11 protein-coding genes are annotated in these 14,947 nt (G+C 67.6%); 2 read left to right on the top strand and 9 right to left on the bottom strand.

The window, feature by feature from the left end:
- The first annotated feature begins 9 nt into the window (after positions 1-9).
- Complete coding sequence (locus J7U46_RS06350; protein WP_282823972.1) at positions 10-288, top strand: hypothetical protein; 279 nt, start codon at positions 10-12, stop codon at positions 286-288.
- Here J7U46_RS06350 and miaB read toward each other — a convergent pair.
- The 9 genes from miaB to J7U46_RS06305 all read right to left on the bottom strand — a co-directional run bounded on the left by miaB (position 272) and on the right by J7U46_RS06305 (position 11,171).
- A complete protein-coding gene (gene miaB / locus J7U46_RS06345) occupies positions 272-1,636 on the bottom strand; it encodes a tRNA (N6-isopentenyl adenosine(37)-C2)-methylthiotransferase MiaB (RefSeq protein ID WP_282823971.1) in 1,365 nt (454 codons plus the stop codon). The two genes, J7U46_RS06350 and miaB, sit on opposite strands and share 17 nt — an antisense overlap.
- Positions 1,633-2,025 (bottom strand): hypothetical protein, encoded by a 393-nt coding sequence (locus J7U46_RS06340; RefSeq protein WP_282823970.1) that lies wholly within the window; start codon positions 2,023-2,025, stop codon positions 1,633-1,635. The genes miaB and J7U46_RS06340 overlap by 4 nt, the downstream gene beginning before the upstream one ends.
- Positions 2,026-2,123: 98 nt before the next feature.
- On the bottom strand, positions 2,124-3,980 hold the full coding sequence (locus tag J7U46_RS06335) for a glycoside hydrolase family 35 protein (RefSeq protein WP_282823969.1): 1,857 nt from the start codon (positions 3,978-3,980) through the stop codon (positions 2,124-2,126).
- Positions 3,981-3,990: 10 nt separating this feature from the next.
- Positions 3,991-5,790, bottom strand: coding sequence for an MFS transporter (locus J7U46_RS06330; RefSeq protein WP_282823968.1), 1,800 nt, complete (start codon positions 5,788-5,790; stop codon positions 3,991-3,993).
- A 37-nt stretch (positions 5,791-5,827) separates the two neighbouring features.
- Complete coding sequence (gene nagA, locus J7U46_RS06325) at positions 5,828-6,922, bottom strand: N-acetylglucosamine-6-phosphate deacetylase (RefSeq protein WP_282823967.1); 1,095 nt, start codon at positions 6,920-6,922, stop codon at positions 5,828-5,830.
- 7 nt (positions 6,923-6,929) lie between these two features.
- Positions 6,930-7,697, bottom strand: coding sequence for a DeoR family transcriptional regulator (locus tag J7U46_RS06320; RefSeq protein ID WP_282823966.1), 768 nt, complete (start codon positions 7,695-7,697; stop codon positions 6,930-6,932).
- Between the two features lie 39 nt (positions 7,698-7,736).
- Positions 7,737-9,068: a D-tagatose-bisphosphate aldolase, class II, non-catalytic subunit gene (locus tag J7U46_RS06315; protein WP_282823965.1), complete on the bottom strand. Its 1,332-nt coding sequence runs from the start codon at positions 9,066-9,068 to the stop codon at positions 7,737-7,739.
- 2 nt (positions 9,069-9,070) lie between these two features.
- A complete protein-coding gene (locus J7U46_RS06310) occupies positions 9,071-10,030 on the bottom strand; it encodes an ROK family protein (RefSeq protein WP_282823964.1) in 960 nt (319 codons plus the stop codon).
- Positions 10,014-11,171 carry an SIS domain-containing protein gene (locus J7U46_RS06305; RefSeq protein ID WP_282823963.1) on the bottom strand — a complete coding sequence of 386 codons (1,158 nt, stop codon included), beginning with the start codon at positions 11,169-11,171 and terminating at the stop codon, positions 10,014-10,016. Before J7U46_RS06305 ends, J7U46_RS06310 begins: the two co-directional genes overlap by 17 nt.
- A 354-nt stretch (positions 11,172-11,525) precedes the next feature.
- Between J7U46_RS06305 and J7U46_RS06300 the strand changes: the two genes are divergently transcribed.
- Positions 11,526-14,885 carry a TIM-barrel domain-containing protein gene (locus J7U46_RS06300; protein WP_282823962.1) on the top strand — a complete coding sequence of 1,120 codons (3,360 nt, stop codon included), beginning with the start codon at positions 11,526-11,528 and terminating at the stop codon, positions 14,883-14,885.
- Positions 14,886-14,947: the final 62 nt, after the last annotated feature.

The following is a 14,947-nucleotide window of genomic DNA, read 5'->3' as shown; positions in this document are numbered from 1 at the left end:
CACAAGACCTTGAGCCCGCTCGACGCCCTTTGGCATCTTCTCAATTTCCTGGCCCCGGCCTGGGCCGTGGCAGCCCTGGTGGCGGCGCTGGCCAAGCTGCTGTGGCGGCAGGAACTCAAGGGCCAGGCCTGGCGGCGACTGGCGCTGTGGGGCGGCATCGGCGGCAGCCTGGGCCTCATCGCCGCCCTGGCCTTGTTCGGCCGGGACGGCAAGATGGCCGGCTACGGCCTGATGATCGGTGCCGTGGCCTTGCCGCAATGGTGGCTGGCCTTCAGGCCGGGACGCTGAGCACTTCTTCCTTCACCACGACCTCGCCGCGCAGCGAATGCGCGAAAGCCTGGGTGATGGTCACATCGATCAGCTGGTTCATCAGGCGTGGCTGGCCCTTGAAGTTGACGATGCGGTTGCACTCGGTGCGACCCATCAGCTCGGTCGGGTCCTTGCGGGCATTGCCGGTGACGAGGATGCGCTGCGTCGTGCCGACCATGGTCTCGCTGATCTTCACCGCGTTCGCCTCGATGGCGGCCTGCAGTTCCTGCAGGCGCTTGACCTTGGCTTCGTAGGGTGTCGTGTCTTCCAGCGCGGCGGCCGGCGTGCCGGGGCGCGGGCTGAAGATAAAGCTGAACGAGGCGTCGAAGCCCACATCGGTCACCAGCTTCATCAGCTTGGCATGGTCGTCCTCGGTCTCGCCGGGGAAGCCGACGATGAAGTCGCTGGCGATGCGGATGTCCGGCCGGATCGCCCGCAGCTTGCGCACGATGCTCTTGAACTCCAGCGCCGTGTAGCCGCGCTTCATCGCCATCAGGATGCGGTCGCTGCCATGCTGGACCGGCAGATGCAGGTGGTTCACCAACTGCGGAATCTTGCCGTAGGCCTCGATCAGGCGCGGGCTGAATTCGTTGGGATGGCTGGTGGTGAAGCGCAATCGCTGGATGCCGGGGATCTCGGCCGCGTACTCGAGCAGCAGGGCCAGGTCGGCGAATTCACCGCTGTCGCCCATCTTGCCCCGGTAGGCATTGACGTTCTGGCCCAGCAGGTTGATCTCCATCACGCCCTGGTCCGCGAGGCCGGCGATCTCGGTCAGCACGTCCTCGAAGGGGCGCGACATCTCGTCGCCGCGCGTGTAGGGCACGACGCAGTAGCTGCAGTACTTGGAGCAGCCTTCCATGATAGAGACGAAGGCCGACGCGCCTTCGACCTTGGCGGGGGGCAGGTTGTCGAACTTCTCGATCTCAGGGAAGCTGATGTCGACCTGCGGGCGGCGCTGCTCCTTGCGGGCGGCCAGCATGGCCGGCAGGCGGTGCAGGGTCTGCGGGCCGAAGACCACGTCCACATAGGGCGCGCGCTCAATGATGGCGGCGCCTTCCTGCGAAGCCACGCAGCCGCCGACGCCGATCATCACGCCCTTGTCCTTCAGGTGCTTGACGCGGCCGAGGTCGCTGAACACCTTCTCCTGCGCCTTCTCGCGCACCGAGCAGGTGTTGAAGAGGATGAGGTCGGCCTGCTCCGGGTCGTCGGTCTTTTCGAAGCCCTCGGCGGCGCCCATCACGTCGGCCATCTTGTCCGAGTCGTACTCGTTCATCTGGCAGCCGAAGGTCTTGATGTAGACCTTCTTCGTCTCGTTGCCGGCGCTCATGGCTTGCTCCAGGTCTGGGTGCCGGGCTCGAACTGCAGCTTGGCCGCTTCCTCGCGGCTGCGCGGCCAGGTCTTGTTGGCCAGTTCGGCGCTGTTGAGCACCCACACGTCCATCAGGAGGCCCTGCGGGTCCACCGTGTAGTGCACGACGAGCTTCTGGCCCATCAGGCTGGCGGGCTGTTGCAGCATGTTGTTGTCGCCCTTGACGCGGCTGCCGGGCGCGAGGCGCGCAGGCTTGCCGTTGAGCGTCACGTCGGGCGTTTGCTGCACCACCAGCTCGCCGCGCAGCGCGGTGGCCGGGAAGTAGCGGTGGGTCTGGGCGAAGGCGCTGGCATGCAGCGCGACCGTGGTCACGAGAGCGACGACGGCAATTCGGGCACAGCGGTACATGGTATTTGTCCAGTGGCTGCTGAAATGGAACCGGCCCGGGCTGGAAGCTCCGGGCCGGCGAGGTGGCGGGATTTTAGCGGCTTGGCGCTTTGCGCGGATCAGGGCGTCTCGAACACAGGGTCTGTCAGACCTTGCAGCGTGGCCTCGTTCACGCCGGGCCGGTCGCTCAGCACGAGCACTTCGTTGTGACCCTTGCGCAGCCACACGCCGGGCAGGTAGAGCGACTGCTGCGGGCCGATCTGCCAGTAGCGGCCGAGCAGGTGGCCATTGACCCAGACCTGGCCGCGGCCCCAGCCGCGGGTGTCGAGGAAGCTGTCGCCGGCCTTGTCGAGCGTGAAGCCGCCCTTGAAGAAGGCCGGGCCGCTGCTCGATGGCGTGGCGGCCTTCAGGCCTTGGACCTCAGAGAGCGGCAGCGTGAACACGTTCCAGTCCAACAGCTCCTGGCCCGCCAGCTTGACCGAGCGGGTGATGCCCTTGTGTTCGGCATCGAGCTTGGCGCCGAAGCCGATGCGGCCGAGGTTCTCGACCAGGATGTCCAGCGTGGCACCGGCCGGTAGGTCCACCGCCAGCTCGCGCTGGCCAAGCCGGCGCTCCAAGGTGCCGACCAACTGGCCATTGACCAGCACGGTGGCGATGTCGCGGGCCTCGTCGATCACGAGCGTGCCCTTCACGGCCTGCTCGATCTTCTTGCGGTAGAGGATCAGCCCATAGCCTTGGCCGTAATGCTCCATCGAACGCGGGAAGCGCGAGGCGATGGGCTGGCTCAGCTGTGGCAGGGCATCGAGCAGCCCGGTGAGGCGCTGGAAGGCGAAGGGCGCAATCGCCTGCGTGCTCGGGCTGTCACCAACCAGCGGCGGCAAGCTCTCGCCGCGCGCTGCCAGATGGCTGGCGATGCGTTCGCGTATCAGCCGGTACTTGGGCGTGAGGCGGCCGGCTTCATCGAGCGCAGCGTCGTAGTCGTAGCTGGTGGTGTCGGGCTGGTAGGGCTCCTTGGCCGAGTAGTTGGCGCCGGGGAGCCAGCCGAAGCTAGTGCCGCCGTGGAACATGTAGAGGTTGAAGGAGATCTTTTCCTTCAGCATCCATTCCACCGTGGCGGCCGCTTCTTCGGGGGCCTGCGTGTGGTGCTTCTCGCCCCAGTGATCGAACCAGCCGGCCCAGTATTCGCCGGCCATGCGCGGGCCGCTCGGCCGCCAGGCCTGCAGCGCGACGAAGGAGGCCTGTGCATCGGCCTTGCCACCACCGAAGTTCACGACAGCCGGCAGATGCCCCAGCGTGCCGCCCTCGAACAGACGCTCGGCGCCGCCGTCCGAGGTGAACAGTTGCGCGTCGAACCCCGCATCGCGCATCTGCTTGAACATGGCCTGCATGTAGTCGTGGTCCTGGCCGTAGGAGCCGTATTCGTTCTCGACCTGCAGCATCAGGATGGGACCGCCGCGCGTGACCTGCAGATCGCCGACTTCCTGGGCGAGACGCTTCAGGAAGCGTGCGCTGGCGGCCATGTAGCGCGAGTCCATGCTGCGCACGCGCAGGCCCGGCGTGCGCAGGAGCCAGGCCGGGAAGCCACCGAAGTCCACCTCGGCGCAGACATAAGGGCCCGGCCGCAGGATGACCTTGAGCCCCTCTTCGGCGGCGGTCTTGATGTAGGCCCGCAGGTCGTTCTGGCCCTTGAAGTCCCAGCGCCCCGGCTCGGGCTCATGCTGCGACCAGAAGGCGTAGGTGGTGATGGTGTTGAGCCCCATCGCGCGGGCCTTGCGGAAGCGGTCGCGCCACAACTCCTTGGGTACTCGCGGGTAGTGCATCTCGCCAGAGCGGATCTGGAAGGGCTTGCCGTCCAGCATGAACTGCGAGCCCTCGACCTTGAAGCTGGGCGCTGCTTGCGCCAGCGTCATCGAGAGGATCAAGGCAGCCAGTGCTCCGCCGACCCGGGCCAGCGGGCCTTTGAATGACTTCGACATCAGCAGCTCCTCAGGCCTTGGCCTTGCGGTTGAAGAAGGCCTCGATCTCTTCCAGCGTCTTGCCCTTGGTCTCAGGCAGCAGGAAGGCGGCGGTGAGGAAATAGACCAGCGTGCAGCCGGCCCAGAAGAAGAACATCGCCGCATAGCCGTGCTGGCCCACCGTGGGCAGGAAGACGGCGGCGATCACCGTCGACACGAACTGGTTGATCAAGAGCGCAATGCTCATGCCGTTGGAGCGGATGCGCGTGGGCATCAGCTCCGACAGCGCCAGCCAGACGCAGACGCCCGGGCCCACGGCGAAGAAGGCGACGAAGGCAAAGATGCTGATCGCGACCCACCAGCCATGCTGCTCGCTCGGCACCGGGCCGACGAGAGCCTGCTCGATCTTGAGCGGCGCGGCGGCACCGGCGGCCGGGTCGGCGAAGGGGTTCAGGTGGAGGCGTCGGAAGAAGGCGCCGATCACGCTGTCGGCCTGCACGGTGTCGGCGCGGTTGATCTGGATGGCGCTCGCGCCGGCCTCGTCGCTGCGGCGGCTCTGCACATTGGTGAAGGGGCCGTAGGAGTAGGAGATCGTCAGTTGCTGGGCTGCTGTGCCCTCGGCCTTGTGACCCAGGGCCTGCAGCGCGGCGTTGTCGAAGGCGAGCGTCAGCGCATCGCCCTGCACGCGGGCCTGGACCGCCGGTGCCAGGTCTTGCCGGCCGCTCTCGGCGCTGTGGAACAGCGCGCCGGCCACCAGCAACGAGGCGAGGATGCCTCCGCTGCCCAGCATCAGGAGGAACTTGCGGCCCTTGCGGTCCACCAGCAGCACGGCCACGACGGTCATCAGGGCGTTCAGCAGCTTGATGGCCACGTCGGCCTGGTTGGCCAGCGAGCCGGGCAGGCCGGCCTGGTTCAGGATGTTGACCACATAGGCCAGGATGCTGTTGATGCCGGTGGCCTGCGTGCAGGCCAGCACCAGGCAGGCGAGCAGGAAGGGCATCACATAGCGGCGGCTTAGCAGGGCATCGCTGGCCTTGGCGCCGCCTTCAGGCGCCGTGGCGCGCTGCATCTCGCGCAGCTCGGTCTCGGTGTCTTGTGCGCTGCGCGTGCGCAAAAGGGCCGCGCGAGCTGCATCGACACGGCCGCGCTGCAAGAGCCAGCGCGGCGATTCGGCCAGCAGGAAGCAGCCGGCGGTGAACACGAGGCCCGGCGTCAGGCACATCCAGAAGATGCTGCGCCAGGCATGGTCCTTGGCGGCGAAGAGGGCGTTCTGCTGGGCTGCGCTGTCGGTCAGCAGCTTGGCGGCGGCGCTGGCCGACTCCACGCTCTGCGCCTGGTACAGGCCGATCAGGGCCGCCACCACGAGGCCGACGGTCAGCAGCAGCTGGAACATGCCCGTTCCCTTGCCGCGGTTGTCGGCGCCGAGGCATTCGGCGAGATACAGCGGGATGACCACGCCGATCAGGCCGCCGCTGATGCCTTGCAGAAGCCGGCCGAGCAGCAGGGGCGTGTAGCCCTCAGCCAGCGCGATGACGGGAATGCTGAGCGTGAACAGCGCGCCGCTGAGCACCATGGCCCAGCGCCGGCCTATCAGGTCGGCCAGGGCACCGGCAAACAGCGAGGACAGCACGCTGCCAAGCAGCACGGCGGCGACGATGAAGCTCAGCTGCTGGGCCGAGAGCTTCCAGGCCACCGAGGCGGTGGACTCCAGATAGGGCAGGGCGCCGGCAATGATGCCCACGTCGATGCCATAGAGCAGGCCGCCGAGGCCGGCGATGAAGAGCAGGTAGCGCATGGCCCAATTCGTCGATTGGGGCTTGGCAGCGGTCATCGTCAACACTCCCTTGTTGTCTCGTTCGTCTGTCGGTTCAGGAAGAAGAAAGATCGACCGCCTCGCCCTCGACGAAGACTTCGACCACCTGGTGCTGCTCGTCCAGCACCACGATATCGGCCCAGGCGCCGGCCTCAAGGCGGCCGCGCTCGGCCTCACCGAGGTAGTCGGCCGGGTTGCGTGAGAGCCGGTGCGAGGCGTCCGCCAGGTCCAGGCCGAGGCTGAGCAGATTGCGCAGTGCCTGGTCCATGGTCAGCGCGCTGCCGGCCAGCGAGCCGGTGGCCAGGCGCACGCAGCCCAGGCATTTGAAGACGCGCTGCGATCCCAGCGAATACTCGCCGTCCGGCATGCCGGTGGCGGCGGTCGCATCACTCACGCAATAGAGCTTGGGGATGGCGCGCAGCGCCGCCTTCATGGCACCCGGATGCACGTGCTGCAGGTCCGGTATCAGCTCGGCGTACTCGGCATGAGCAAGCGCCGCGCCCACCATGCCAGGCTCGCGGTGGACCAGCGGCGTCATGCCGTTGAATAAATGGGTGAAGCCGGCGGCGCCTGCTTCGAGGGCGGCCACGCCGTCCTCGTAGCTGCCGGCCGTGTGGCCCAGCTGCACGCGGATGCCGAGGTCCTTGAGGTGTGGAATCAGCTCCAGATGGCCCGTCACCTCGGGCGCCAGCGTCAGCACGCGGATGGGCGCGATGGCATGGAACTCCTTCACCTGGGCCAGCGTGGCCTGCAGCACCTCGGGCGGCTGGGCGCCCAGGCGCTGGGCACTGACGTAAGGCCCTTCCAGATGCACGCCCAGCATGCGGGCGCATCCGCTCTTGCGCTCGGCCATCACGCCGGCCAGGCCTTGCAGGGCGCGGGTGATGGAGTTGGGGCGCGCCGTCATCGTCGTGCCCAGCAACGAGGTCGTGCCGTGGCGTGCATGGGTGCGGGCCACGGTCTCGCCGCTGTTGCCGCCGGCCATGATGTCCACGCCGGCCGCGCCATGCACATGCAGGTCGATGAAGCCGGGCAGGATGTAGCGCGCCGCGCCGCTCACCGCTGTCGCGTTGACCTGCCGTATGCGTTGGTCGAAGGCGATCTCGCCTTCAATCCAGCCTTGCGGTGTGAGGATCTGACCTTGCAGCATCGCTCGGTCAGTCGGCAATGATCACTTCGATGCCGAGGCGCTGCAGCCCGTCGCGGTACTCGGGGCTGATGCCGGCATCGGTGATCACCGTGTGGACGCGGTCCAGCAGCACGATGCGGTGCAGGCTGACGCGGCCGAACTTGGAGGAGTCGGTCAGCACGATGACCTTCTTGGCCCGCTCCACCATCTTGTGGTTCAGGCTGGCCTCCGCCTCGTGGTGGGTGGTGATGCCGAACTGCAGGTCGAAGCCGTCGACGCCGAGGAAGAGCTTGTCGAAGTTGTAGACGTTCAGGCAGGCCTCGGCCTGCGCGCCCTGGATGGACAGCGATTGCTTGCGCAGCAATCCACCGGTGAGCATCAGCTCGATGCCGGGCGCGTCCGCCAGTTCCCAGGCGATGTTGAGGCCGTTGGTCATCACCGTGACCTGCTTGAGCTCGCGGATGTGGCGGGCCAGCGGCATGGTCGTCGTGCCGCTGTCGATGATGATGTTGTCGCCCGGCTCCACGAGCGCAGCGGCGGCCGTGCCGATGTGCTCCTTGGCGCCGGCGTTGAGCGCATCCTTCTGGCGGATGTTCTGCTCGGGCGGCGGCGTGCGGGTCAGCGTGGCGCCGCCGTAGCTGCGCGTCACCAGGCCCTGGCTTTCGAGCGCGCTCAGGTCGGTGCGGATGGTCACGGCCGACACGCCGAGCTGCGGCACCAGGTCCGACACCTGGACATTGCCCTGCTTGACCAGCATTTGAAGGATCTGCTCGCGGCGCTGGCTGGTGTTTCTCATGGTTCGGACAAGAAAAGGCTTTCGATGAAGGCCGGAAGCTTAATGGTTCGAAACAACAGCGGCATCCGGACTTTCGATCCCGGTGCCCTGGCAGGCGCGAGCGTAAGTGGCCAGCACCTCGGCCACCTTGTCTTCGACCAGGCGCCGGGCCGTGGCGGGCAGGCGCCCCTGCATCACGGCGGCGAATTGCGTGGGCAGGTACTGGCTCAAGAGCGGCAGCGGAGTGTCGGCGGCATCGAAATTGGCAAACAGCCGCTGCTGCGCCGCCCGCACGGCCGGCTCGCCCCAGTAGTAGCGGCAGCGGTCGCTCAGCGCAAAGCGGCGCAACAGGCGCTGCTGCTCCGGCGTGCCGGCGTAGTGCTTGTGCCAATGGCGCGGCTCGGCGAGCATGGCCTGCTCCAGCGCCTCGGGCAGGCGGGCCTGCTGGCCTGCAGGCAAGAGCTCGGCCTCGATGCTGCTGAGCGCAAACAAAGCCTCGCGCAAGGCGAAAGTGAGGGCTGGGCCGACCTTGAGGATGGCGTAGTGGTCGCGGACCAGGGCGGCCAGCGAGGATTCGAGCTGGTAGTCGGTCGAGTGGGCCTCGAACACAAGGCCCGGCTGGCCGGCCACGAAGGCCGAGAGCTCGGCAGCGGCCGCGCTGTCGTAGTGCTGGACGTGGCTGTGGTCGAAGTCCACGCCGGGCTGCACCACCATGGCGATGACGCGTTGCCAGGCGCTGCGCAGGCCGGCGGCCGCAAAGGCCTGGCGATGGACCTCCAGCGTGCGTGCGGCGGCCTTGGGCGAGGTGACCGCCAGGGCCTGCTCCAGCGAGGCTTCGCCGCCGGGCACAGGCACCTCGGTGCCGATCACATAGACCGGCGCGGGGAGGCCGGCCTCGGCGGCCGCAGCTTCAGCCACTTCAGCCAGCTCGGCCGAGCGCTGGGCCACGGTCTCGTCATCGAGGCGGGCCGGATCGTCGGCGCAGGACATGCTGCAGTCCAGGTGAATCTTGCTGAAGCCGGCCGCCACGTAGTCATGGATCAGCACGCGGGCATTGGCCATCGCTTCCACGGCCGGCAGCTTCTGCCAGCTGTTCGGGCCCAGGTGGTCGCCGCCCAGCACCAGACGTGCCGGCGGCAACCCGAGCTCGGCGGCCAGGCCTTCGACATAGCGGCGGAAGTCTGCCGGCGTCATGCCGGTGTAGCCGCCGTTCTGGTCCACCTGGTTGGAGGTGGCTTCGACCAGCAACGGCGTGCCCAGCTCCAGCGCCACGCGCAGCGCGGCGCTCAGCACCAGCTCGTGGCTGGAGCACACGCTGTAGAGCCCGACCGGCTCGCCACGGCGGTGCGCCTTCAGGATGTCCAGCACCGGGGAGGTTTCTTGCGTCGTCATGATCAGAGAGAGAGGGAGTCGCCGCGCTGGCGGGCCAGCAGGGCCGCGCCGCGTGCGCCGCCGGCATCGCCGAAGCTTGGCGGCAGGATGGGAGGCACGCGTACGCCGTTGAACAGGTGGCGCGCCATGGCCGCCGGCAGCTGTTCGTACAGATGCGCCAGTTTGGACAGGCCGCCGCCCAGCACGATGGCATGGGGGTCCATGGCCATCACCAGGGTGGCGAAGGCCTGGGCCAGCAGGTCGAGGTGGACGTCCAGCGTCTGCTGCGCGAGCGCGTCGCCGGCCCCGGCGCGCGCTGCGATGGCAATCGCCTCGCTGCCCTCGCCACCGAAATGGCGATGCAGGTTGGAAAGCCCGCTGCCGGAGACATAGCGCTCCAGGCAGCCACGCAGGCCGCAGGCGCAATCGAGCAGGGGCAGATCATGCTGGCGCAAGAGCGCGGCCGGCACGGCCCAATGGCCCCATTCGCCGGCCAGGCCGTTGAAGCCCGCCATCAATCGGCCGTTGATGCAGAAGCCGCCACCCGCACCGGTGCCGAGGATGGCGCCGAACATGCTGGGCAAGCCAGCCGCCGCGCCGCCTTGCGCCTCGGAGAGCGCAAAGCACTGGCAGTCATTGCCGATGAAGACCGGCCGGGCCAGGCGCTCCTGCAGATTGCGGGCGACCTCGCGGCCATTCAGCGCCGGCACATTGGAGCTCAGCTGCCGGCCGGTGGCCGCATCGATGATGCCGGGCAGGCCGAGGCCCACGGCGGCACGCTGACCCACGGCGCTATCGGCCTCGCCGACCAGTTCCGTGATGGCTTGCTGGAAAACTGCATAGTCATCGCGCGGCGTGGCCACGCGGCGGCGGTGCCGCTCGACCAGGCCGCCCGCTTCCTCGACAAAGGCGACCAGCTCGATCTTGCTGCCGCCGATGTCGATGCCATGGAAGGCCTGCGAGGATTCAGAGGCTGCCGTCATGGGGATGGATGGTCACACCCTGGACCACGCGATTGACCGTGCCGTCCGGGAAGGGGTTGTCGGGCGTCAGGCCGAGGGCGGCGGATTTTTGCAGCGAGAACAGCTGCGCGGCCAGCAGCCACAGCGGCGCCAGCCAGGCATCGGGCAGGTCGGGCGCGGCGGCGCTCAGCTCGGCGGCCGTTTCGACCGGGCCGATCGCCAGGCAGCGGCCGGCCACTTGCTCACGGCGCAATTCGTCGATCAAGTCCTGCTCGTAGCGCTGTGAGAGCGCCTTGCGGCTGCGGAACACCAGCACCAGCGAGCTCTTGTTCAGGGCCGACTTGGGGCCATGGCGAAAGCCCAGCGGCGTGTTGGCCAGCGCGAGCGCGCGGCCGCTGCTCAGCTCCAGCACCTTCAGCGCAGCTTCCTTGGCCAGCGACTCCAGCGGACCGCTGCCCAGGTAGACGATGCGATCAAAGGGCTCGGCGGCCAGCGCTGCGACCGGTGCAGCCCAGTCGCGCAGCGCGATCTCGGCTTGCTCGGCCAGCTCGTCGATGCGGGGCAGGGCTTCGGCGAGACCGTCCTGCCCCAGCACCGACAGCGCGGCGAGCAGCATGCAGGACAGGCTGCTGGTCATCGCGAAACCGCGGTCGCAGCTGCCGGCCGGCATCAAGAGGTTGAAACTGTCGGCGCGGCCTTCGGCCTCACGGGCCAATTGGCCCTCAGCATTGCAGGTGATGTTGAGGAAGCGCGGGCTGCTCAGCGTCTGGCGCACGAGCTCCACGGCGGCCAGGCTCTCGGGGCTGTTGCCGCTGCGCGCGAAGGACACCAGCAGCGTTGGTGCCTCGGCTTCCAGGTAGAGCTCGGGATGGGTCAGGAGGCTGGTCGTGGCCACGGCGCGGACCTGGGCCGGCCAAGCGGCGTTCAGCTCATCGGCCACGATCTCTCCGACGAAGGCCGAACTGCCGGCGCCGGTGAGGATGACGCGGTGCGCGGGCTTGGACAGCCAGTCACCCAGGAAATCGGCGATGCCGGCCTGCCCGGCCTCCAGCACGCCGGCCAACTCGCGCCACAGCCGGGGTTGGTGGTCAATTTCTTCTGCGGTGTGGAGACCACCGATGCGACGCCATTCCTGGGGCTCGCGCTGGAGAAGTGTGTTCATTGCAAGGTTCAAAGTGCAGCGCAACGATAACCATGAACTTTCGAAATGTCAAACAAAGAAAGATAACGAAAGATGTTAAATGAACTGATGTCGGTTGTTGGTCGATCTATGCCCCTCGAATTGGCCAGATTTGTTGTGTCCCTCATGAATGTGTGCCACGAAAAGAAAGTTAAATGACTCGTCTATCGGTTGATCGAAAGATATTCAAGCCATTTTTCTAGTGGTTTTCACCTGAATGACTTGGATTTTGATTGTTTTTGCTTTCTTTTCGTTGACGTCTTTCGGACTGCTGCATAAAGTTTGCGCAACATTTGCCCCCTCCGCCGCCATGGCGGGATGCCCAGTTCAGTTGTCATGACCCGAGTTCTTCCCCTGTTTCCGTTGCGCCATCTCCTGACCTGCCTGGCCCTGTGCCAAGGCCTGGTGGGCGCTGCAAATGCAGCGCCGGTTGGCAATGTGAAGAGTCTTCGGGCGCTGGATGCTGCTACCCAGGCCGAGGCCGGCGTCGGCGCGCACTGGGAACTGCACACCGACACAGGCGTCAAGCTGCGCATCAGCCTGCCGCGTGCCGATGTGCTGCGGCTGTGGGCCGGCCCCAAGGGCCAGCTGACCGGCGCCGGTGACAAGGCGGCCGCGATCGTCGTCGGCCAGGCCGACGCCACCGTGCGGGCCAGCCTCAGCGAGCAGGCGGATCACTGGCTGATCAAGTCGGCGGCCCTCAGCCTTCGCATCGACAAGAAACCCTTGCGTTTCACGCTTTTCCGAGCCGGTGAAAGCCAGCCGCTGTGGCAGGAGGTGCAGCCGCTGGACCTGGCCGACAAACTGGCCGTGCAGACGCTGGCGACCGACAAGGCCGAACGCTTTTACGGCGGCGGCCAGCAGAACGGCCGCTTCGAGTTCAAGGGCCGGCAACTCGAAGTCTCGTACTCCGGCGGCTGGGAAGAGGGCGATCGGCCGAGCCCCGCGCCCTTTCTGATGAGCTCGCGCGGCTGGGGCATGCTGCGCAACACCTGGAGCGATGGCACGTACGACCTGCGCCAGAACGAGCAGATCCAGCTCTCGCACCAGGAAGGCCGCTTCGACGCTTACTACTTCGTCGGTGCCTCGATCCGCGAGGTGCTGGCCCGCTACACCGAATGGACCGGCCGCGCGCAACTGCTGCCGCGCTGGGCGCTGGAATACGGCGACGCCGATTGCTACAACGATGGCGACAACGTCAAGAAGCCCGGCACGGTTCCGAAGGGCTGGAGCGACGGCCCGACCGGCAAGACGCCCGACGTGATCGACAGCGTGGCCAGGAAGTACCGCCAGCACGACATGCCCGGCGGCTGGATCCTGCCGAACGACGGCTATGGCTGCGGCTACACAGACCTGCCCAAGGTCGTGGAAGGCCTGAAGCAATACGGCTTCCGCACCGGCCTCTGGACTGAGAACGGCGTCGACAAGATCAAGTGGGAAGTCGGCACCGCCGGCACGCGCGCCCAGAAGCTCGACGTGGCCTGGACCGGCAAGGGCTACCAGTTCTCGCTGGATGCCAACAAGAGCGCCTACGACGGCATCCTGAACAACGCCGACGCGCGGCCCTTCCTGTGGACGGTGATGGGCTGGGCCGGCACGCAGCGCTATGCCGTGACCTGGACCGGCGACCAGAGCTCGAGCTGGGACTACATCCGCTGGCACGTGCCGACGCTGGTGGGCTCGGGCCTCTCCGGCCAGGCCTATGCCAGCGGCGATGTGGACGCCATCTTCGGCGGCAGCCCCGAGACCTTCACCCGCGACCTGCAGTGGAAGACCTTCACGCCCGTGCTGATGGGCATGTCGGGCTGGGCCTCGGCCGCGCGCAAGCATCCCTGGTGGTATGAGGAGCCGTACCGCAGCATCAACCGCAAGTACCTGAAGCTGAAGCTGCGCCTCACGCCCTACATGTACACGCTGGCCCGTGAGGCTGAGCAAAGCGGCGCACCGCTGCTGCGCGGCCTGATGTGGGACTACCCCCAAGACCCGGCCGCCTGGACCGAGGCCCACAAGTACCAGTTCCTGCTGGGCCGCGAGCTGCTGGTGGCGCCGGTCTACCGCAGCCAGGCCGAGAGCCAGGGCTGGCGCAAGGGCATCCATCTGCCCCAGGGTCGCTGGATCGACTACTGGGATGGTCGCCAGCTGAGCGCCGGTGCGGCCGGCCGCGACATCGACAGTCAAGTCACGCTCGACAAGCTGCCGGTCTTCGTCCGCGCCGGCGCCATCCTGCCGATGTATCCGGAGATGCTGTTCGACGGCCAGAAGCCGCTCGACCAGCTGACGCTGGACCTCTATCCGCAGGGGAGCTCCGAGTACACGCTCTATGAGGACGATGGCGTCACCCGCCAATACCAGGGCGGCGCCTTCAGCCAGCAGCGCATCGCGATGCAGCAGCAGGGCGGCGAACTGCGCGTGCAGATCGAGCCGGTGAAGGGCGAGTACGCCGGCCAGGAGCCGCAGCGCCGCTATGCCTTGCGCATCCTCAGCCGCCGCGCGCCCGAAGCCGTGCAGCTCGGGGGCCAGGTCTTGCCTCGCCTCGCCGATGCGGCCGCTTTCGAGGCGGCCGAGCAGGGCTGGTACTTCGACGCGGCCGAGCGGCTCGGCACGGTCCATGTGAAGACCGCCAAGCGCGACATCCGCCAGCCGCTGGCTTTCAGCCTGCAGGGCCTGCAGGCCGCACCCGCCCAAGACGACGAGTTCGCCAGCGCGCCGGTGGTCGGCCCGGAGATTCCGGCCGACGCCATCGTGGTGATGAGCCGCCCGGCCGAAGAACCCGGCCATCCGCTGGAAAACGCCTTCGATGGCAAGCCCGACACCTGGTTCCGCACCACGCGCAACCAGACGGTCAAGGCCGGCCCGCATGAATGGGTGCTCGGCTTCACCGAGCGTCGCCTGATCGACGGCATCCAGCTGGCGCCGCGCACGGACCAGCACTGGAAGCACGGCCAGGTGCGCGACTACGAGGTCTACCTGGCTGACAACATGGGCGACTGGGGCCAGCCGGTGCAGCGCGGTCGTCTGACGCTGCAGCAGGGCGCGCAGCGCATCACCTTCGCCACGCCGCAGGCCGGCCGCCTGCTGCGCTTCCGCGTGCTAAGCGTGCAGAACCCCGACGGCGACAAGGCCGGTGCGGTCGACCCGATGGTGACCGCGGCTCAGGGAGGCGCTCCGGCCAAGGCCTTCGATGCGATGCAGGCGAGCGAGGTGGGCCCCATCGTGCTGTCGGAGTTCCGCGTGCTGGAACATCGCCCGGCGCAGCGGCCTGAGCTGCAGCGCTACCTGTCGGACCTGGCCCTGCCGGCCGGCGTGCAGCGCGACAAGCCCAGGAGTGCGGCCAAGGAGATGCGCATGAACGGCCTGCTGTTCCGCAAGGGCCTCGGCATGGACGCCAAGGGTCGCCTGGACTTGGCCATCAAGGGCGACTGGCAGCTGCTGCGAGCCGACCTCGGCGTGGACGACAGCTGCAAGACGGCCGGCGGCCTGCAGTTCCAGGTCTGGAGCGGCGAGCGTCTGCTTTACGACAGCGGCCTGGTGCAGGCACCGGCCGTGGTCAAACCGGAAATCGATGTGCGCGGGCTGCAGAAGCTCAGCCTGCGCACGCTCGGAGCGCGGGGCCACCAGCCCGCAGCGGTCTGCGGCAACTGGGCCAACGCGGTCCTGATCGGGATGGAGGGCGACGCCGCCACTGTCCAGCGCTGAACGAACCCACACCCTCACAAGCCATTGATTCAAGGCTTGCCGGACGGCAGGCCGGGCGGACT

This window comes from Pelomonas sp. V22, from assembly GCF_030014915.1.
Lineage (GTDB): Bacteria > Pseudomonadota > Gammaproteobacteria > Burkholderiales > Burkholderiaceae_C > JAUASW01.
Note: the sequence above shows the minus strand (reverse complement) of the source record. Positions and strands in the feature narration are given on the sequence as shown.